The 18,762-nt window shown below is 64.6% G+C and carries 17 protein-coding genes; 8 read left to right on the top strand and 9 right to left on the bottom strand.

The features are described from left to right. Positions 1-51 precede the first annotated feature (51 nt). The 4 genes from QX121_RS03910 (at position 52) to QX121_RS03895 (ending at position 4,976) form a co-directional block, all read left to right on the top strand. Positions 52-1,593 carry a sugar ABC transporter ATP-binding protein gene (locus QX121_RS03910; protein ID WP_315811216.1) on the top strand — a complete coding sequence of 514 codons (1,542 nt, stop codon included), beginning with the start codon at positions 52-54 and terminating at the stop codon, positions 1,591-1,593. Further along, complete coding sequence (locus tag QX121_RS03905; RefSeq protein WP_315754908.1) at positions 1,590-2,570, top strand: ABC transporter permease; 981 nt, start codon at positions 1,590-1,592, stop codon at positions 2,568-2,570. Before QX121_RS03910 ends, QX121_RS03905 begins: the two co-directional genes overlap by 4 nt. After that, entirely contained in the window at positions 2,567-3,547 is a 981-nt protein-coding gene (locus QX121_RS03900; RefSeq protein ID WP_315811215.1) for an ABC transporter permease, read from the top strand. Before QX121_RS03905 ends, QX121_RS03900 begins: the two co-directional genes overlap by 4 nt. Positions 3,548-3,920: 373 nt before the next feature. Continuing rightward, positions 3,921-4,976, top strand: a complete 1,056-nt coding sequence (locus QX121_RS03895; RefSeq protein WP_315736678.1) for a phosphatase PAP2 family protein — start codon at positions 3,921-3,923, stop codon at positions 4,974-4,976. A gap of 84 nt (positions 4,977-5,060) precedes the next feature. Here the strand turns inward: QX121_RS03895 and QX121_RS03890 are convergent, their stop codons facing one another. The 7 genes from QX121_RS03890 to QX121_RS03860 all read right to left on the bottom strand — a co-directional run bounded on the left by QX121_RS03890 (position 5,061) and on the right by QX121_RS03860 (position 12,961). Further along, positions 5,061-5,756, bottom strand: a complete 696-nt coding sequence (locus QX121_RS03890) for an ABC transporter ATP-binding protein (protein ID WP_315713534.1) — start codon at positions 5,754-5,756, stop codon at positions 5,061-5,063. Next, a complete protein-coding gene (locus QX121_RS03885; protein WP_315811214.1) occupies positions 5,756-6,505 on the bottom strand; it encodes an ABC transporter ATP-binding protein in 750 nt (249 codons plus the stop codon). The genes QX121_RS03890 and QX121_RS03885 overlap by 1 nt, the downstream gene beginning before the upstream one ends. Next, positions 6,502-7,794 (bottom strand): branched-chain amino acid ABC transporter permease, encoded by a 1,293-nt coding sequence (locus QX121_RS03880; protein WP_315778913.1) that lies wholly within the window; start codon positions 7,792-7,794, stop codon positions 6,502-6,504. The genes QX121_RS03885 and QX121_RS03880 overlap by 4 nt, the downstream gene beginning before the upstream one ends. Then, positions 7,791-8,738, bottom strand: a complete 948-nt coding sequence (locus QX121_RS03875) for a branched-chain amino acid ABC transporter permease (RefSeq protein WP_315736674.1) — start codon at positions 8,736-8,738, stop codon at positions 7,791-7,793. Before QX121_RS03875 ends, QX121_RS03880 begins: the two co-directional genes overlap by 4 nt. A gap of 117 nt (positions 8,739-8,855) precedes the next feature. Continuing rightward, positions 8,856-10,088, bottom strand: a complete 1,233-nt coding sequence (locus tag QX121_RS03870) for a branched-chain amino acid ABC transporter substrate-binding protein (RefSeq protein WP_315754896.1) — start codon at positions 10,086-10,088, stop codon at positions 8,856-8,858. Positions 10,089-10,332: 244 nt separating this feature from the next. After that, positions 10,333-11,604 (bottom strand): serine hydrolase domain-containing protein, encoded by a 1,272-nt coding sequence (locus QX121_RS03865; protein WP_315811213.1) that lies wholly within the window; start codon positions 11,602-11,604, stop codon positions 10,333-10,335. A 136-nt stretch (positions 11,605-11,740) separates the two neighbouring features. Next, positions 11,741-12,961, bottom strand: coding sequence for an ABC transporter substrate-binding protein (locus tag QX121_RS03860; protein WP_315811212.1), 1,221 nt, complete (start codon positions 12,959-12,961; stop codon positions 11,741-11,743). A gap of 283 nt (positions 12,962-13,244) precedes the next feature. Between QX121_RS03860 and QX121_RS03855 the strand changes: the two genes are divergently transcribed. Beyond that, positions 13,245-13,937 (top strand): TetR/AcrR family transcriptional regulator, encoded by a 693-nt coding sequence (locus QX121_RS03855; protein WP_315771333.1) that lies wholly within the window; start codon positions 13,245-13,247, stop codon positions 13,935-13,937. Between the two features lie 51 nt (positions 13,938-13,988). Next, positions 13,989-16,034, top strand: coding sequence for an acetoacetate--CoA ligase (locus tag QX121_RS03850; protein ID WP_315811211.1), 2,046 nt, complete (start codon positions 13,989-13,991; stop codon positions 16,032-16,034). A 21-nt stretch (positions 16,035-16,055) separates the two neighbouring features. Here QX121_RS03850 and QX121_RS03845 read toward each other — a convergent pair whose 3' ends face one another. Together QX121_RS03845 and QX121_RS03840 are read right to left on the bottom strand one after the other, a co-directional pair. After that, positions 16,056-16,961 (bottom strand): ribonuclease Z, encoded by a 906-nt coding sequence (locus QX121_RS03845; RefSeq protein ID WP_315811210.1) that lies wholly within the window; start codon positions 16,959-16,961, stop codon positions 16,056-16,058. Continuing rightward, complete coding sequence (locus QX121_RS03840; protein ID WP_315811425.1) at positions 16,954-17,265, bottom strand: hypothetical protein; 312 nt, start codon at positions 17,263-17,265, stop codon at positions 16,954-16,956. Before QX121_RS03840 ends, QX121_RS03845 begins: the two co-directional genes overlap by 8 nt. Here QX121_RS03840 and dinB point away from each other — a divergent pair. Further along, a complete protein-coding gene (dinB, locus tag QX121_RS03835) occupies positions 17,198-18,307 on the top strand; it encodes a DNA polymerase IV (RefSeq protein WP_315771327.1) in 1,110 nt (369 codons plus the stop codon). The two genes, QX121_RS03840 and dinB, sit on opposite strands and share 68 nt — an antisense overlap. A gap of 170 nt (positions 18,308-18,477) precedes the next feature. After that, complete coding sequence (locus QX121_RS03830; protein WP_315736666.1) at positions 18,478-18,756, top strand: metal/formaldehyde-sensitive transcriptional repressor; 279 nt, start codon at positions 18,478-18,480, stop codon at positions 18,754-18,756. The last annotated feature ends 6 nt before the right edge of the window (positions 18,757-18,762 follow it).

The raw sequence follows: 18,762 nt of genomic DNA, 5'->3' as shown, positions 1-18,762 counted from the left end.
TTCTCTCGCGGCCAGCCTGTCCCTATTGCTCAAGCGACTGAGGGAGCAAGCATGATCGCGGCCGAGCCGCTGTTTCGCGCCGAAGGACTGTCCAAGCGCTACGGCGGCGTGATCGCTCTCGACGGTGCGGACCTGGAGGTCCATCCCGGCCGCATCCACGCGATTCTCGGCGAGAACGGCGCCGGCAAGTCGACGCTGATCAAGCTCATGGTCGGCGTGGTCACGCCGGACGAAGGCCGCATGACGCTTGCGGGACGCGAGGTCGCCTTCACCGGTCCTTCCGCGGCAAACGATGCCGGCGTCGTCTGCATCTTCCAGGAGCTGTCGCTGATTCCCGACCTGTCGGTCGCGGACAACATCATGATCTCTCATCCGCCGACGCGATTCGGAATGATCGATCGGCGGGCCCAGCGTCGACTTGCAGAGGAGGCGCTGCACCGCGCCGGCGCCGGCGACATTCATCCGCGTGCGCTGGTGAAGGACCTGCCGCTGTCGCGCCGGCAGATGGTCGAGATCGCGAAAGCGCTGTCGCGGCAGCCCAAGATCCTGATCCTCGACGAGGCAACCTCGGCGCTGACCGCTTCCGACGTGACCAAGGTGTTCAAGGTGCTGAAGCGCCTGCGCAGCGAGGGGCTGGCGCTGCTCTACATCTCCCATCGCATGCACGAGATCGCCGAGCTCGCCGACGACTGCAGCGTGTTCCGCAACGGCCGCCGCATCGCGACTTTCCCGGCCGGTACCAAAACGGATGCCGAAGTGATCGAGCTCATGATCGGCCGTGAGTACAAGCATGCCTTCCCGGAAAAGCCGCCGCGGAAAATCGATGGCCGGCCGCCAGCGCTGCAATGCAGGAGCATCAGTTGGGGCGACCGGCTGAAGGACATCTCGTTCTCGCTGCAGGCCGGCGAGATCATCGGTCTCGGCGGGCTCGACGGCCAGGGCCAGCGCGAGCTGCTGCTGGCGCTGTTCGGCGTGCTGCGGGACTGTCGCGGCGACATTCTGATCGACGGCAACAAGGTGACGATCGACAGCCCCGTCACCGCCAAGTCGGAGCGCATCGGCCTCGCGCTCATTCCGGAGGACCGCAAGACCGAAGGACTGATGCTGCCGATGTCGGTGCGCGACAATCTCTCGGCTGCCGCCTTCGACCGGTTCGCGACATTCGGCATCATCGACCAGCAGCGGCAATCGACGCTGATCGACGAGATGATCCGCCTGATCGAGATCAAGACCGCCTCCCCCGATCTCGCCGTCAGCGCGCTCTCCGGCGGCAACCAGCAGAAGGTCGTGATCGCGAAATGGCTGATGAACAAGCCGCGCATCATCCTGCTCAATGATCCGACGCGCGGCATCGATGTCGGCACCAAGCAGGAGATCTACCGGCTGCTGCGCCGGCTTGCCGACGAGGGCGCCGCGATCCTGCTCTATTCGACCGACTATGACGAGCTGATCGGCTGCTGCGACCGCGTGCTGGTGATGTACGATGGCGCGATCAGGCGCGAGCTCGCGGGCGCCGAGATCACCGAACGTGCGCTGGTCAGCAGCGCGCTCAACGTCGACGAGGGCGAGCGAGCGGAAGCGAGTCTGGCATGACCGAGTGGCGGTACTGGCTCTCCGAACAGCGCGGCACCCTGCTCGCGATCGGGATCTTCGTCGCGATGTTCGTGCTCTATGCGACCAATCATCCGGCCGGCTTCAGCGCCAACATGGTGCAGACCGCCGCCAACAAGGCGACGCTGCTGGCCTTCGTCGCCATGGCGCAGGCGATCGTGGTCATCACCGCCGGCATCGATCTGTCCGTCGGCATGATCCTGACCCTGACCAACTGCCTCGCGTCCTGGATCGTGGTCGGAACCGCCACCGAGACGGCGCTCGGCGTGGCCGGCGTGCTCGGCACCGGCATCGTCTGCGGCATGATCAACGGTGCGATCGTGATCTTCGGGCGTTTGCAACCGATCGTGACCACGATCGCCACGGGCGCGATGTATTACGGGCTCGCGCTGTTCCTGCGACCCAATCCCGGCGGATCCGTCAACGAGACGCTGGCGGATGCCCTGACCGGCAGGCTGTTCGGCGTGCTGCCCACGAGTCTCGTGGTTCTGGCTGTGACGGCGCTGCTGATCTGGGTGCCCTATAGCCGCTCGGTCGTCGGCCGCGCCGCGTTCGCGACCGGCTCCTCCGAGGTCGCAGCCTACATGTCCGGCGCGCCGATCCGCGCGGCCAAGTTTGTCGCCTATACCTTGGCCGGCCTGTTGTCGGCGATCGGCGGCCTGTTCCTGACGTTCTTTTCGTATACCGGCGAGGCCGCCTATGCGAGCGGCAACGCCTACACGCTGTTCTCGATCGCGGCCGTGGTGCTCGGCGGCGTGTCGCTGATGGGCGGACGCGGCAGCGCGATCGGGGCGATCTTCGGCGCCCTCGCGTTCCGCACCATCGGCGATCTCCTGTTCGTGTTCGATTTCGATCCGCTGTGGCAGCCGCTATTCCAGGGCCTCGTGCTGATGCTCGCGGTCTCGATCGGAGCGTTCGGCCTGGTGCGGGTGCGCAATCGCCTGGAGTGGTTCGGATGAGCGACGCAACGGCATCACAACCGGCCCGTCGGGGGATCGCCATGCTGCGCCGGATCGATCCGGCGGTGGCCGCCTCCTTTGGCTGCATCTTGCTGTTGCTGCTCGTGGGCAGTCTCTATTCGCGCAGCTTCCTGTCGCCGGACTATCTGCTGCAGCAGTTGAAGGTCGCGAGCTTCCTGGGCGTGATCGCCACCGGGATGATGCTGGTGATCCTGCTCGGCCAGATCGATCTGTCGGTGCCGTGGGTCGTTACGACCGGTGCGATGATGGCCTGCGCGGCGGCCGCTCATGGCACGACCGGCGCCATCATCGCGATTCCCTGCGGCATTCTCTGCGGCGCCGCCATCGGTCTGTTGAACGGCGTCGGTGTCGCCTATCTGCGCATCCCCTCGATGATCATCACGCTGGCGACCAACGCGGTCGCGCAAGGGCTGATGGTCGCCTACACCGGCGGCTTCGCGCCGCAGGATTCCGCCTCCAAGGCGATGCGCTATCTCGCCACCGGCACCATTGTTCCCGGCGTTCCGAACGCGGTGCTGGTCTGGGCGATCATCGGCGGCGCAGCAATCTGGCTGCTGTCGCGGACCACGTTCGGCCGCGCCATCTACGCCATCGGCAACCGCGAGCGCGCCGCCTATCTCTCAGGGATCGATACACGCCGCATCACCATGCTGGCGTTCGCGCTGTCGGGCGCCCTCTCCGCCTTCGGCGGCGTGCTGCTCGCGGGCTATGCCTCGAAGGCAGCGCAGTCGATGGGCGACGCCTATTTGCTGCCCTCGATCGCCGCCGTCGTGCTCGGCGGCACGCACATTCTCGGCGGCCGCGGCAGCTATCTCGGCACCGTCGCCGGCGTCGTGCTGATCACCCTGCTACAATCGATCCTGTCGGTGATGCAGATCAGCGAGGCCGGCCGCCAGCTGATCTACGGCGCCGTGATCATCCTGATGCTCCTGATCTACGGCCGCCAGAAACTGTGATCGCACGCGACATCGCGACGGGGCGATCGGACGGAAGACGGCTGCACGGACAGCGACCGCGGCGACCGGCCCTCCCGCAAGCCGGCCTGCGAGCTGCGGCGCATACGACAGCACTACCACGGGTGGCTTCCCATGATGAATGGTGAAGACCCTTTACACGAGGGCTGTGTCGACACGAAAGCGGCTTCGTTTTCCGGACATGAATGCGGTCTCGACACAACCGATACAGGATTCCAGGCTACGTTCAGTTAAGCATCTCATCACGGTATCTCCGTATTTTACCCGCAAAGGTTGATTTGTTGGCCTGATTGGCCGTAACAAGACACCGACGGGAAACAAGTCGAAATCCATTGAAACGTGAGAGCGGACGACAATGTCGGACACCGCCGCCGGTGGTCTATTGCCTGATCTCAGCCGCCGCTGGCTCGCCTGGACAAAGAGCGTCTTGCAACGGGCGCATGACAGCGGGGATGCAGCGACGGCCTGGGCCGTGTTCCGGTTCAACTGGGCTGTCATGACAGCACTTTGGGTGCTGTTCGGACTGTGCCTGATCTTTACGGACTTTCGCATCGAACCAATCGGCTACGTCGTCGTGCTGTCGACATCGGCCGCCTATGGCCTCATCGGCTACGCCAATGCACGGTCGGCCCAGCGTGCCAAACCCTGGATGTTCTCATTCCTGACCGGGATGGCCCAGACCACACTGGCATCCACCGTGCTGGCATCACTGTCCTACATTGCGACGGCCGCCAACCTGCCGCTTCAGGACGCCAACCTGCTCGCCCTCGATCGCGCCCTCGGCTTCGACTTTCGCGAGTACTTGTCGTTCGTCAATGACCGTCCGTGGGCCGTCTTGACCCTCGCGTTCGGCTATCGATCCATTTCCTGGACGATCTGCATCATCGTCGTGGCCCTTCCCTTGTTGGGCCACTATCGCCGGTTTGCAGAGTTCAACCTCGCGATCAGCCTGACGCTGGCGCTGACATGCATCATCACCTTGTTTGTTCCTGCACTCGGCGTGTACCACGCTCTGGAGCTACCACCGTCGGCCTACGCAAACCTCATTCCCCAAGCCTATTTCGACACGGCGCGCGAGGTGCCCTTGGTTCGCGACGGGACGCTGCGCCTATTGGACACCAGCCATCTCGCGGGGATCGTGACCTTTCCGAGCTTTCACGCGGCGGCCGCGGTCCTCGACGGCTGGGCATTGTGGTCATTGCGCTGGTTGCGACCGTTCAATGTCCTGATCCACGGCGCGATGCTGCTCTCGACCCCGATCGGCGGCGGACATTTCCTCGTCGACATGATCGCCGGCATCGCGATCGCGACGGCGTCGATCTGCATCGCGCGCCTCGTTGCCCTGAGGCTGCGCGAGCGCCACGCCGCGTTTCCGCACCGCATGCTGCGACATCCATTGCCTCAGACCTGAACTGATGGATTCGGGCACGGCAGGATGTCTGTTGCACTTCTGCCCGAGCTGCATCGGCGAACGCGTGCCCGCAGTCCGCGCACCTCACACTTCGAGCCACTCCTGCCGGACCGCGGTGTTGGCCTTGAGCTGATCCGGCGTTCCTTCGAACACGACACGGCCATGGCCCATGACGTAGACGCGCTTCGAGATCCGCATGGCGATCGAGAGCTTCTGCTCGACCAGCAGGATCGCGACGCCCGCCGCTGCGATCCGGGCGATCAGATCGCCGACCTGCTGCACGATCAGCGGCGCCAGACCTTCGGTCGGCTCGTCGATCATGATGAGGTCGGGGTCGCCCATCAGCGTCCGGCAGGTGGTCAGCATCTGCTTCTCGCCGCCCGACAAGACGCCGGCCGGCGTATCGGCGCGCGCCGCGAGATTGGGAAACATGTCGAGCATGTCCTGAAGGCGCCACTTCCCCGGCCGCCGCGTGTCCTTGATGCCGAGCACGAGGTTTTGCCGGACGGTGAGGCTCGGGAAGATATCGCGATGTTCGGGCACATAGCCGAGCCCAAGGCGCGCGATCTTGTAGCTGGGCAAGCCGGCAATGTCCCGGCCCTTGAAGCGGATCGTCCCCTGCGGACTGACCTCGCCCATGATCGCCTTCACGGTGGTCGAGCGGCCGACGCCGTTGCGGCCGAGCAGGCTCACGACTTCGCCGGCGGCGACGTCGAGGTCGACGCCCTGCAGAATATGGCTCTTGCCGTAGTAAGCGTGGAGGTTCCTGACTTCGAGCATCAGTGGGCCTCCTCGCCGAGATAGGCTTCCTTCACCTTCGGGTCGCGACGGATCTCCTCCGGCGTGCCCGACGCGATGATGTGGCCGTAGACCAGCACCGAGATGCGATCGGCGAGGCCGAACACGACGCTCATGTCGTGCTCGACGATCACCAGCGTCCGTCCCTCGGTGAGCCGGCGGATCAACGACACGGCGCGCTCGGTTTCCGCGTGGCTCATTCCGGCCGTCGGCTCGTCGAGCATGACGACCGTCGCACCGCTCGCAATGGTGACCCCGATCTCCAGCTCGCGCTGCTCAGCATAGGTCAACAATCCCGCGGGAACGTCACGCCGATGCGTGAGATGGATGTCGTCGAGAATCTGGGCGGTCCGCTCCCGCACCTCCGGGAGACTGTCGACGTTCTTCCAGAACGCGTAGCGATGCCCGGTCGCCCACAGCACGGCGCACCGGACGTTCTCCCACACGGTCATGCGGGCGAACACGTTGGTGACCTGGAACGAGCGCGACAGGCCGCGCCGATTGATCTCGAACGGCCGCAGGCCCGAGATGACCTCGCCGTTCAGCCTCACCTCGCCGGAGGTCGGCTTGATGTGTCCGCTGATCAGGTTGAACGTCGTGGACTTGCCGGCGCCGTTCGGGCCGATGATGGCGTGGCGCTCGCCCTTGGTGACGCTGAGATTGAGGTCGCGGATCACGCCGACATTGCCGAAGCGCTTTTCGACGGCACGAACTTCGATCGCTGCGGTCATGCCAGATACCCCCGGTCACGCGCCACGGTGGCGGCCCTGTCCCAGGCTTCGGCGATCCGCTGCCACGTCCACCGCCCGACGACGAAGCCGGCGACCAGCAGAATCGCGGCGGCGCCCCATGTCGCCGGCGACTGCGGATTCAAGGCCATGCCGAACAGGTTGATGGCGTCACCACCCGAATAGCGCGCGACCGTCTCGATGGTCAGGATGACGCCGTAGGCGAGCGCCGCGGTCGGCACGATGGCCACGAGATAGGACGGGATCACCATTCCGAGCGTTCCGGCACGGACCAGCGGCCGGTGCATCATCAGCAGACCGGCAATGCCCCCGGGTGAGAACATGACGATGCCGATGAAGATGATGCCGAAATAGAGCTGCCATACGCTGGTGAGGCTCGTCAGCCCGAGCTGGAGATAGGTCACCAGGATCGCGCCGAGGATCGGACCGAAGAAGTAGGCCGTCCCGCCGATGAAGGTCGCGAACAGCACCAGGCCCGACTGGATTGCACCGAGATAGGCGGAATTCGCGATCTCGAAGCTGATGGCCGCGAGTCCGCCCGCGATGCCGGCGAAGAACCCGGCAAAACAATAAGCGAGATAGCGGACGACGTGCGGATCATAGCCGATGAACTGGACCCGTTCGGGATTGTCGCGCACCGCATTGCTGATCCGTCCCAGGGGCGTCCGGGTCAGCGCATACATCGCGATTGCCGACAGCACCAGCCAGGCCGCGATCAGGTAATACACCTGCAGCTGCGGGCCGAAGGTCCAGCCGAACATGCGTGGCAGAGCGGTGCGGTCGGTGGTGATGCCGGCTTCGCCGCCGAACACCGAGCGCAGGATCAGCGACGACGACGCCACGAGCTCGCCGATGCCGAGCGAGATCATCGCAAACACCGTGCCGGCGCGCTTGGTCATGACCCAGCCGAGGATGATCGCGAAGGCGAGGCCGCCCAGCCCGCCGAACAGCGGAATGAAGGGCAGCGGAATCGGCCAGCCATGCGCCACCACCGCGTTCATCATGTGACAGGCCGCGAAGCCGCCGAGGCCGTAATGAACCGCGTGGCCGAACGACAGCAATCCGGTCTGACCGAGAAGGACGTTGTAGGAGAGCGCGAACACGATCGCGATCCCGATCAGGCTGAACGAGGTCAGCGATCCGCCCGAATTGAAGAGCAGCGGCAGCACGATCAGCACGGCCACGCCGATCAGCCAGACGGCGTAGAAGCGGAGACGGGAGCCGGCGGGCTTTGCCGCGAGATGAGACGCGGAGGTGACTGCTGCGGTCATGATTCGCGAGTCCCCATCAGGCCCACGGGGCGCACGATCAGGACGAGCACCAGCAGCAGGTAGGGAACGATCGGCGCGACCTGCGCGATCGTCACGTTCCAGATGTCGGTGAGCACCGATGGCCCTGCGGAGGGATCGAGCGGTCCGAAGGCGCTCGCCAGCGAGCCGTTCAACGCGACGGCGAAGGTCTGCACCAGGCCGATCACCAGCGAGGCGATGAAGGCGCCCGGCAGCGAGCCGAGGCCGCCGAACACGATCACCACGAACAGGATCGGCCCGAGCGCGGCGGCCATGTCGGATTGCGTGACCAAGGCGGGACCGGCGATGACGCCGGCAAGGCCGGCCAGCGCGCTGCCGACCCCGAACACCACCATGAACACGCGTCCGACATTGTGGCCGAGATGGCCCACCATGTGGGGATGGGTCAACGCCGCCTGCACGATCAGGCCGACCCGGGTGCGCTTGAGCACGATCAGGAGCACCACGAAGATCGTCACCGATACCGCCAGCATGAAAAGCTTGTACGCCGGATAGTTGGTCGAGAAGATCGTGAACGCGGGAAAGTCCAGCAGCGCCGGCACGCGATAGTCGAGCGGGGTCCTGCCCCATATCATCGAGACGATCTCCTCGATGGCGAATGCGAGGCCGAAGGTCAGCAGCAGCTCGGCGACGTGGCCATGCTTGTGCGTGTTGCGCAGACCATAGCGCTCGACCGCCATGCCGATGGCCCCGACCAGCAGCGGCGCGAGCAGCAGGGCCGGCCAGAAGCCGACCCACTTCGTGAGCTGGAAGCCGAAGAAGGCGCCGAGCATGTAGAAGCTGGCGTGAGCAAAATTGAGCACCCCCATCATGCTGAAGATGACGGTCAGCCCGCTCGACAGCAGGAACAGCAGCATGCCGAACAGCACGCCGTTGAGGGTCGAAATGACGATGAGTTCAAGCACGGCGCACTCGCGAATGTCCCGGGCTTCAATGCCCTGCCGCTCATTCTCTGACGGACCGACGCACGGCCGGCGCCACTTCCCGCACGCTGACCTCGTGCGGGAAGCCGGCGCGGATCGTTACGGACGCGCCATCTTGCACGTCGTCGACACCATGGCCTGGGGCGTATCGACCCTGGAGACCAGGTGCCATCCCCAGCCGGTGTTCTCCTCGTCGAACGTCTCGTTCGCCGCGAGCTTGCCGAAGGACGAGACGTAGATCGGCTGCAAGAACTGGTGATCATCCTTGCGCATGAAGCCGGTGCCGCCATCCAGCACCTCGAGCTTGAGGTCCTCGAGCGCGGCCGCGACCTTCACCGGGTCGATGGAGTTGGCCTTCTCGGCCGCCGCCTTGAACATGCGCATCTCGTTGACCGCGCGCGGGTACCACAGCGACATGTTGACCTTGGCGCGGAACGCCTTCTCGTAGTCCATCGCGGCCTGATGGCCCGAATTGGCGAAGCCTTCGGTCAGTTGGAAGACCTGATGATCCAGGCCCGTCTGCTTGATGGCGGTCGGGCCGCCGGCGCCGCCCGCATAATAGGTGTACCAGTTGACCTTCAGGCCGGCATCGGCGGCGGCCTTGAGCAGCAGCGCGATGTCCTGGCCCCAATTGCCGGTGATGACGCTGTCGGCGCCGGACGCCTTGATCTTGGCAATGTAGGGCGAGAAGTCCGTGATCTTCAGCAGCGGATGCAGCTCGTCGCCGACGATCTGGACATCGGGCCGCTTCGCCGCGAGCATCTTGCGCGCGTCGCTGCGGACCGACTGGCCGAAAGAATAGTCCTGATTGATCAGATACACCTTCTTGATGGAAGGGATGTCCTTCATGTAGTTGGTGAGCGCCTCCATCTTGATGTCCGAGCTGGCGTCCCAGCGGAAATGCCAGTAGCTGCATTTCTCGTTGGTCATGCTCGGGTCGACGGCGGCATAGTTGAAGTACAGCACTTCCTTGCCGGGGTTGCGCGTGTTGTGCTTGTTGACGAAATCCTCCAGCGCGAGCCCGACGGACGATCCGTTGCCTTGCGTGATGTAGCGGACGCCGGCGTCGATCGCCTTCTGGGCCTGGACCAGGCTCTCTTGCGGATTGGTCTTATTGTCGAACGGCACGATCTCGACCTTATGGCCGAGAATGCCGCCCTTGGCGTTGAGCTCGTCGGCCAGATACTGGAACGTCTTCAGGCCCCCCTCGCCGATACTGGCGCCGCCGCCGGACAGCGGATCGATATAGCCGATCTTGACGGTGTCCTCGGCTTGCGCGGCGTGACCGAGCATCGGGACGATCAGGGCAATGGCCAAAGTTAACTTGCGCATAGTCTTGTTTCCTCGCGGGCTGTCGACTTCAGTCGATCGATGCGCATGATCGCGCAATTTGAAGAAGCACTGAGCAGAATAACGGCCGGATGACAAGCTCGGCATGACATGAACGCATGTTGCCGCTCCGGCAATGTGAGGAAAGGCGGCTCGCCGCTGATCGGACGTTTCATTCGGCGGAATGTTGGCGTCCACATCCTGGACGAATCCGCCCGACACGCGGGGGTGACAAGCGCTGCCCCGGTCATGTCGCTTGTTCCACAATGTGGGACAACGCGGCGTAGGTTCCACGCTGATAGACGGGAAGAGCACGGCGGCCGGCAGCGCCGCGCCCGGTGGCAATCGTGGCCCCTGTCCCCGCCGAGACCGGCACTTGATGCTGAATCAGATAGATCATGATCAGGTCATTGACGGGATCGGCCTGCCACCAGGTGCCGAAGATGCCCGGCCAGGTCAGCGAGCCCGGTGCGCCACAGGCATAGGGATTGCCGGTGGAATCCTCGGCGATCGCAAGTCCGAGCCCAAATCCGCAGGTCTGCCACAGCGGCATGCCGGCGAAGGGAATCTGGCGCTGCCCATCGGTCAGCCGATTGGTCCGCATCAGCTCCACGGTTGCGGGCCGCAGCAACCTGACGCCGTCCAGCTCGCCTCCTCTCAGCAGCATGCGCGCGAACCGATGATAGTCGGGCGCGGACGAGATCAACCCGCCGCCGCCCGGCGTATAGGCCGGCGGCTCGTCATACATGACCGGCTCGACCTTCGCGAGCCGCCCCGCCGTCTCGTCATATCCGTACAGGCTCGCCAGACGATCTCGCTTGGCGTGCGGCAACCAGAAATCGCTGTCGGCCATGCCGAGCGGCGCGAAGATGCGCTCCTGCAGCACCTGCCGGAACGGCCTGCCTTCGACCCGGCCGATCAGGAAGCCGAGCACGTCGGTCGAATGACCGTAGTGGAAGCGGTCGCCGGGCTGATACGCCAGCGGCAGCGTGCCAAGCGCAGCGAGCCATTCGTCGGGCGTGGACCGGTTCATCGCGGGATCACCGAGCGCGCGCTCATAGGCGAGCTTGAGCGGGCCTTCCGAGAAGAACGCATAGGCGATGCCCGAACGGTGCGTGAGCAGATCCTCGACGGTGATCGCGCGCCGGGCGGGCACGGTATCGTCGAGCGGGCCGGCGGCGTCACGCAGGACCCGCAGATCGGCCAGTTCTGGAATCCACCGGGAGATCGGGTCCGCCAAGGCGATCCTGCCTTCCTCGACCAGCATCATCGCCGCCACCGAGGTGATCGGCTTGGTCATCGACGCGATCCGGAACAACGTATCCGGGCGCATCGGGCTCTTGGTTTCGACATCGCGCCAGCCGATCGTCTCGGCATGAACGATCTCGCCGCCGCGCGAGGTGAGAGACACGATGCCGGCGAGTTCGCCGCGATCGACGAATGCGGCGAGTTCCGGGCCGATCGCCGCAAGCGCCGCAGGATCGAAGCCGCGACGGCGGCAGACGGCTTCACTGGTCATGAGCGGGCGCTCCGATGGACAGGGGTCAGCTTTCGGCCACCGGCCTTCGCCGCGGCACCGTGACGGCAAAGCAGAGGCCGCGGGATGGCCGGGCGCACAAGCAGCGCCCGATCAGGCCGTGGCCCGGTGAGAAGCTTCAGTCCGCCTTGAAGTCGTCGGTCAGGATCGGCCCCGATATGATCCAGCGCTGACCATCGAATTTCATCATCTGGAATTGCTTGCTGATGCGGTAGTCATCGGGGGTCGTCGTCACCGACATTCCCGGCAGCCCGAGATCGGGAACGAAGCCCTTGATGTTGGTCGCCTGCTTCATGATGTTGGCGCGCGTCAGCTCGTCGCCGCATTGCCTGAGAATGTGGACGAGCAGAGCGGCCGTCGAGTAGCCATAGGTCGCAAAGCCGCTGTTGGCGTCCTCGCCGGGCGCGTATTTCGCCATGAACGCCTTGTAGCGTTTCATGCCCTCGTCATCGGCCCATTGCGGATCGAGCGGATCCTTGCCGTAGGCGACCGAGATAATGTCCTTGGCATGCTCGAGCCCCGCAGGCACGAGCACCTGACCGACCGCCGTCGCGTTGACCTCCAGGATGTGGACGGGCTTCCAGCCGAGCTCGGCGGCCTTCCTGATCGATTGCGCCGCGAATTTCGGCGTCGACATGTTGTAGAAGAGGTCGGCGCCCGCTGCCTTCAGCGTCACCAACTGGGAATCGACCGTCGGGTCGGACAGCTCGTAGGACAGCTCCTTCACGATCATGCCGGCCTTGGCGCCGAGCCCGTCCTTCAGGCCCTTGACGTAGTCTTTGCCGAGGTCGTCGTTCTGATAGAGGATGCCGATCTTCGCGTTCGGATAGTTCTCCAGAATGTATCTTGCGTAGATGTGCGCTTCCGACTGGTAGTTCGGGTTGGCGGAAATCGTCCACGGAAAGTTCTTGGGATCTGTGAAGCGGGACGCTCCGCTTCCCGCCAGAAGCTGCGGAACGCCCTTGCTGTTCAGATATTTCTGGACCGCGGCATTCGGCGGCGTGCCGATGATCTGGAACGTGGTCAGCACCTCGTCGCTTTCGACCAGCTTGCGCACCTGCTCGACCGTCTTCGGCGGGCTATAGGCGTCATCGTATTGAATAAGGTTGATCTTGCGACCGTTGACGCCGCCCTGCTCGTTGATCATGCGGATATAGGCCGCCTCCGCCTTGCCGATGGCACCGAAAGCGGAAGCCGGCCCGCTGAGCGGGTTCGTCTGGCCGATCTTGATCTCGGTGTCGGTCGCGCCGACGTCGTATTTCTTTTCAGCGGATGCCGGGGCTGAAAGGCCCACGCCGAACATCAGCAGGGCAGCCGCCGTCGACTTGATCCGTGTCATGTGTCCTCCCGTGAGCGGCTGATCCATGGCCAGCCGATTGTTTTTGATGATGTCCGCGCACGACGAGACTGGCGACGCGCTGCCCGCCGCCCGATCGTCGACCGCCTTCCATCAGGTCTCCGAGACCTACCGTCCGGCCGGCCGCCGGTCAAGTTCATTCATTTAGCACTAAATGAAAATGTTGGAAGCCCGAAGTCTTGCTTGACCGGGCGCGCCCACCCCCTCATCGTCAAAACACCAACGGTGCCGTTCCTGTGTGCGCCGATCAGGGACCACGGAGAGCATGCCAGCAGAGCCGAAACCCGAAGGGCGCCGCACGCGCGCGGAACAGCGCGCGACGACGGTGAAGCTGATCCTCGACACCAGCGAGGAGCTGTTCGCGCAGCTCGGCTATTTCGGCGTGACGATCAAGGATGTGGCGGACAAGATGGGCATCCATCCTGCGCTGATCCATTACTACTTCGAGGGCAAGAGGGCGTTGTTCGATGCCGTGTTCGAACGCCGCATGGAATACGCGGTCACGGTGCGCACGGCCGGGCTGGATGCCTACGAGGCCAAGGTCGGAGATCGTCCGACCGTTGAAGGCGCGCTGCGTGCCTATTATGACGGCGCGTTCGACGTCTACGTCAACGAAGAGGACAACTGGCGACACTTCGGCCGCATCTTCGCGCAGGTCGCCAACGCGCCGGGCTATGGCGTGGAGATGATGGACACCTATCTCGATCCGCTGGTGCTGCGTCTCATCGGGCTGCTGCAGAAGGCGTTGCCCGACGCCAAGCCTGAGGACCTGTTCTGGAGCTTCCAGTTCACCTCCGGCGCCTACTCGCTGATCCTGTCACGGACCGGCCGGATCGACCGCCTGTCCGGCGGCCTGTGCAAGTCCGACGATTTCGCCGCGGTCCGCGAGCGGTTCGTGACCTTCATGGCCGGGGGCTTCAACGCGCTCTACAAGCGGCGGAAGCAGAAGTCGAAATGAGCGCCTCTTGGCGTCTCCTGGCCGTACCATGCAAACAAGCCGGAACGAATGATGATAGCTCCCTACGTCCCGCAAATGGCTCTCTATCGGCAATGGCTGAGGGACAATCGCGGCCTCCACTTCGAGAACTTCGAGCAGATGCGGCAATGGTCCATCCGCGACCTCGACGGATTCTGGCGCAGCATCTGGGACTATCATGACCTGCAGTCGCCGTCCGCGTTTTCGACCGTCCTCGGCAAGCGCACGATGCCGGGAGCGGTCTGGTTTCCGGGCGCTTCGGTCAACTACGCCCAGCAGGTCTTTCGTCACGTCGACGCCGCCGATGCGGCGGGCCTGCCTGCGATCATCAGCAGTCACGAGGACGGCAGGCTCACGGAGACGACCTGGCCCGAGCTTCGGCGAAAGGCAGCCGCCCTGGCGCTGCATCTGCGCGAGCAAGGCGTGGCGCCCGGCGACAGGGTCGCCGCCTATCTGCCCAATATACCCGAAGCCATCATCGCGTTTCTCGCTTCGGCGAGCATTGGCGCGATCTGGAGCGTTTGCGCGCCCGACATGGCCGCGCCCGCCGTGATCGACCGGTTCAAGCAGATCGAACCCAAGGTGCTGATCGCCTGCGATGCGGTCACCTATGCCGGCCGCCGGCACGATCGCCGCGGTGTCGTCGAGGAGCTGCGCCGGTCGTTGCCGACACTCGGTCACGTCATCCTGCACAGTGACGATGCCGGCGCGCAGGTGAGCGACGGGGTTCGTCTCTCGGACGTTCTGGCAAGAACAAGCCCTGGCATCGATGCCTTCGAACCGGAGTGGCTTCCGTTCGATCATCCGCTCTGGATCGTCTATTCGAGCGGCACCACCGGGCTGCCGAAGCCGATCGTGCATGGTCACGGCGGCATCATCGTCGTCACACTCGCCCTGCTCGGGCTGCACAACGACATCGGCTGCTCGTATCAGCCAAATTCGTTCGGCGAGCGCTATCACTGGTACAGCTCGACCGGCTGGATCATGTGGAACAACCAGGTGGGCGCGCTTCTGAACGGGACCACGTGCTGCATCTTCGACGGCAGCCCCGCCGGACCGAAGGATCGTCCGGACTGGACCACGCTGTGGCGATTCGTGGCGAATTCGAAATCCACCTTCTTCGGCGCGGGCGCGGCGTTCTTCGCGAGCTGCGTCAAGGCGGACATCAACCTGGCCGACGCGGGCGATCTGTCCCATCTGCGTTGCCTCGGGTCCACCGGCTCGCCGCTCAGCGCCGACACGCAGGCCTGGTTCGATCAGCGGTTCGCGGCGCTGTCGCAGGTCAATGGCTGCCGGGCGCAGGCGCAAATGTGGTGGGCCAACATCTCGGGCGGCACCGACTTCGCCGGCGCCTTCATCGGCGGCAATCGCGAATTGCCGCAGGTGCCCGGAACGATGCAGTGCCGCGTCCTCGGCGCAGCGGTCGAGGCCTTCAACGACCAGGGCAAGCCTGTCATCGGCGAGGTCGGAGAGCTCGTCTGCACCGCGCCGATGCCGTCGATGCCACTGCGGTTCTGGAACGACGCGGGGAATGTGCGCTATCTCGCAAGCTATTTCGACGCCTTCGAGACGCGCGAGGGCGGGCCGGTCTGGCGGCACGGCGACTGGCTCAAGGTCGATCCGGACGGCTCCTGCGTGATCTATGGCCGTAGCGACGCGACCATCAATCGCCACGGGCTGCGCATGGGGACGAGCGAATTGTACTCGGCCATCGAAGCGCTACCGGAGATCCTTGATTCGCTGGTCGTCGATCTCGAATATCTCGGCCGAGACAGCTACATGCCGCTGTTCGTGGTCCTGCGCGACGGCGTCGCGCTCGATGCAGCGATGAAGCGGAAGATCAACATGGCGGTGGAAGCCGGCCTGTCGCGACGCTTCGTGCCTGACGACATCTTCGCGGTTGCCGAGATCCCGCGCACGCTGTCCGGCAAGAAGCAGGAGCTCCCGATCAAGAAGCTCCTGCTCGGGCAGCCCCTCGACAAGGTCATCAACCGCGATGCGATGGCCAATCCCGGTTGCCTCGACTGGTACATCGCGTTCGCCCAGAGCCGTTTGCAGAGCGGCTCGGGTGCGACGTAGCAGACGTGCCCGAACGAGCCGCTAGACCACCATCCGGTCGAAATCGATCGCGACTCGGCTGTCAGGAAAGATCTCCCGCGACTCGGCGAGGATCTCCTCGTCGGGATAGCGGCCGGAGATGTGGTTCAGGACGAGCTGCCTGACGTTGCTCGACGCCGCGAGCCCGGCGGCCTCCGCGGCCGTCAGATGGCCGTAGTCGCGAGCCATGGCAGAATCGCGCCGGAGGAAGGTCGCCTCGATCACGAGCATGTCCGCGTCGCGGACGTGCTCGTGCAGACCCTCGGTCGTTTCCGCATCGCCGACGATGACGAGCTTCTTTGGTCCCTGCGGAGGCCCCAGAACATCCTCAGGATCGATGGTTCGGCCATCCTCCAGCGTGACCGGCCGGCCCTCCGCCAAGGCCTTCCGCACGGGCCCATCGGGCACGGCGAGCGCTGCCAGACGCTCTGGCAGCAGATGGCGGCGCGCTCGACTCACAAATTCGAAGCCGAAGCTGTCGGTGTCGCGGTGCCGGACGGGAAAGCAGTTGATCGTAAACTCACCGGCGTCGAGAACCTCCCCGCGCCTGAGCGGTACGAACTCAAGCGGGATCGGCGCGCGGCCCTCGCCCCACAGCCCCGCGAGCATTCGGATCACCACATCGAGCGTGCCGGGGCTGCCGTGGACGCGCATGATGTCGGCGCTCCTGCGCAGCCGCAGGGTGGAAAACAGTCCGGGAATGCCGAGGACATGGTCGAAATGGCCGTGGGTGAGCAGGATCCGATCGAGCCGCCGAAAGCCTGCCCCACCGCGGAGCAGCTGACGCTGGATCCCCTCGCCGCAATCGACGAGAATGCGATCCCGGCCTGCTCGAACGAGAAGGCCGGGATGATTGCGGTCCGCGGACGGAACGCTCGCCGAGGTCCCCAGAAACGTGAGCTCAAACATCACAGCCGGGCCAGACGAATTTCGGTCGCGGCGGCGTGACCCGTTTTGACAACGGGTCCCGGCTGCGCTGCTTCGTTTCAATCACCGTAGGCCATCCCTTTTTCTGAGCGCTTTTCCCCAGCCGCCGTTTGAAGGCCTGACGGGCGGATCTCATCGCAACGCCGCCGTCAAAGGGACGTCGCAGGCAGCGCTCGGGCCGGGCAGACTTCATCGCCACGCTCTGATAGAGCTTGGCGATGCCAAGCTCCGGTCCGGAACAGGATGCCGCGCCGCCGGCCATTCGCAAGATCATCCACATCGACATGGATGCATTCTATGCGTCGGTCGAGCAGCGGGACAATCCCGAGCTGCGCGGCAAACCCGTGGCCGTCGGCGGATCGCGCGAGCGCGGCGTCGTGGCAGCCGCAAGCTACGAGGCTCGGGCGTTCGGCGTGCGCTCGGCCATGCCGTCGGTGACGGCAAAGCGCCAGTGCCCGGACCTGATCTTCGTCAAGCCGCGCTTCGAGGTCTACAAGGCCATCAGCCAGCAGATCCGTGCCATCTTCGCCGAGCACACGCCGATCATCGAACCTCTGTCGCTGGACGAGGCCTATCTGGACGTCACCGAAAACCTGCGAGGCATTCCGCTGGCGCGCGACATCGCGTTGCAGATCCGGGCCAAGATCAAGGCCGAAACCGGACTCAATGCCTCCGCGGGAATCTCCTACAACAAGTTCCTCGCCAAGCTGGCCTCGGACCATCGCAAGCCCAATGGGCAATACGTCATTTCGCCGGAGATGGGTCCGGTCTTCGTGGAGGGGCTGCCGGTCGGCAGGTTTCACGGCATTGGCCCGGCGACCGCTGCGAAATTCAACGCGCTCGGAATTCATACCGGCCTCGACATCCGCAATCAGACCCTGCCCTTCCTCCAGCAGCACTTCGGCAAAGCGGGCAACCACTACTATTGGATCTCGCGCGGAATCGACAATCGCCCGGTCCGAGCCAATCGCATCCGAAAATCCGTCGGCGCCGAAAACACCTTCTCGACGGACCTGACGGAATTCGAGCCGATGTTGGCGGAGCTGCAGCCCCTGATCGACAAGGTCTGGCAGCATTGTGAAACCAGCGGCAACCGAGGCCGGACGGTCACGCTGAAGGTCAAGTTCGCCGACTTCGACATCATGACGCGCAGCAGGTCCGTCGCCCACGCGGTCGGGAGTCGCGAGGATCTTGCCCGGTTGTCCGTTGCTCTCCTGCAGAGCGAGATGCCGTTGCCGAAGCCGGTGCGGCTCCTCGGCGTTTCGCTGTCATCCTTGCAGCAGCAGAATGACGCCGGGGCGGACGCACAGCTGCCCTTGCTGATCTGAGGCGGGCTGGACGGCCCGATCATGCGTCGAGGACGGCGGACGCACGTCGCGCGCAATGTCGTCCATGTCGAGCCGGGCTGGCTCAAGAAGCGCTCCTGCCATGGGCGAAAGACCGGTCGGGCTCCCGGAGTCCTGTTGACCTCTGTAGGGTACCCCCCTATCTTATGGGGATGTCGCACACGATCAAACACAAGTCGAAGCTGCTTGCGCGCGTCCGGCGCATCAAAGGACAGATCGATGCCGTGGAACGGGCGCTGGACGCGGAGCTGGGCTGCGCCGACGTCCTCATGCTGGTGGCGTCGGTCAGGGGCGCCATCGGAGGCCTGACCACCGAGCTGCTGGAGGATCACATCCGCCACCATGTCGTCGATCCGGCGCACGAAAAGGATCCTGAAAAGGCCAAGGGCGCCGCGGACCTCATCGAAGTGGTTCGAACCTATCTGAAATGACCCTCG

The sequence above is a fragment of the Bradyrhizobium sp. SZCCHNR2028 genome (genome assembly GCF_032380995.1).
In the GTDB taxonomy this organism is placed as follows: Bacteria; Pseudomonadota; Alphaproteobacteria; order Rhizobiales; family Xanthobacteraceae; genus Bradyrhizobium.
This window is presented reverse-complemented; position numbering and strand designations above follow the sequence as displayed.

Coding starts and splice junctions, on each gene's coding strand:
- QX121_RS03885 (WP_315811214.1), bottom strand. CDS start 6,505: ATGACCGCAGCGATCGAAGTTCGTGCCGTCGAAAAGCGCTTCGGCAAT.
- QX121_RS03880 (WP_315778913.1), bottom strand. CDS start 7,794: ATGACCGCAGCAGTCACCTCCGCGTCTCATCTCGCGGCAAAGCCCGCC.
- QX121_RS03910 (WP_315811216.1), top strand. CDS start 52: ATGATCGCGGCCGAGCCGCTGTTTCGCGCCGAAGGACTGTCCAAGCGC.
- QX121_RS03830 (WP_315736666.1), top strand. CDS start 18,478: ATGTCGCACACGATCAAACACAAGTCGAAGCTGCTTGCGCGCGTCCGG.
- QX121_RS03860 (WP_315811212.1), bottom strand. CDS start 12,961: ATGACACGGATCAAGTCGACGGCGGCTGCCCTGCTGATGTTCGGCGTG.
- QX121_RS03865 (WP_315811213.1), bottom strand. CDS start 11,604: ATGACCAGTGAAGCCGTCTGCCGCCGTCGCGGCTTCGATCCTGCGGCG.
- QX121_RS03870 (WP_315754896.1), bottom strand. CDS start 10,088: ATGCGCAAGTTAACTTTGGCCATTGCCCTGATCGTCCCGATGCTCGGT.
- dinB (WP_315771327.1), top strand. CDS start 17,198: ATGCCAAGCTCCGGTCCGGAACAGGATGCCGCGCCGCCGGCCATTCGC.
- QX121_RS03850 (WP_315811211.1), top strand. CDS start 13,989: ATGATAGCTCCCTACGTCCCGCAAATGGCTCTCTATCGGCAATGGCTG.
- QX121_RS03905 (WP_315754908.1), top strand. CDS start 1,590: ATGACCGAGTGGCGGTACTGGCTCTCCGAACAGCGCGGCACCCTGCTC.
- QX121_RS03855 (WP_315771333.1), top strand. CDS start 13,245: ATGCCAGCAGAGCCGAAACCCGAAGGGCGCCGCACGCGCGCGGAACAG.
- QX121_RS03895 (WP_315736678.1), top strand. CDS start 3,921: ATGTCGGACACCGCCGCCGGTGGTCTATTGCCTGATCTCAGCCGCCGC.
- QX121_RS03900 (WP_315811215.1), top strand. CDS start 2,567: ATGAGCGACGCAACGGCATCACAACCGGCCCGTCGGGGGATCGCCATG.
- QX121_RS03845 (WP_315811210.1), bottom strand. CDS start 16,961: ATGTTTGAGCTCACGTTTCTGGGGACCTCGGCGAGCGTTCCGTCCGCG.
- QX121_RS03890 (WP_315713534.1), bottom strand. CDS start 5,756: ATGCTCGAAGTCAGGAACCTCCACGCTTACTACGGCAAGAGCCATATT.
- QX121_RS03840 (WP_315811425.1), bottom strand. CDS start 17,265: ATGTCGATGTGGATGATCTTGCGAATGGCCGGCGGCGCGGCATCCTGT.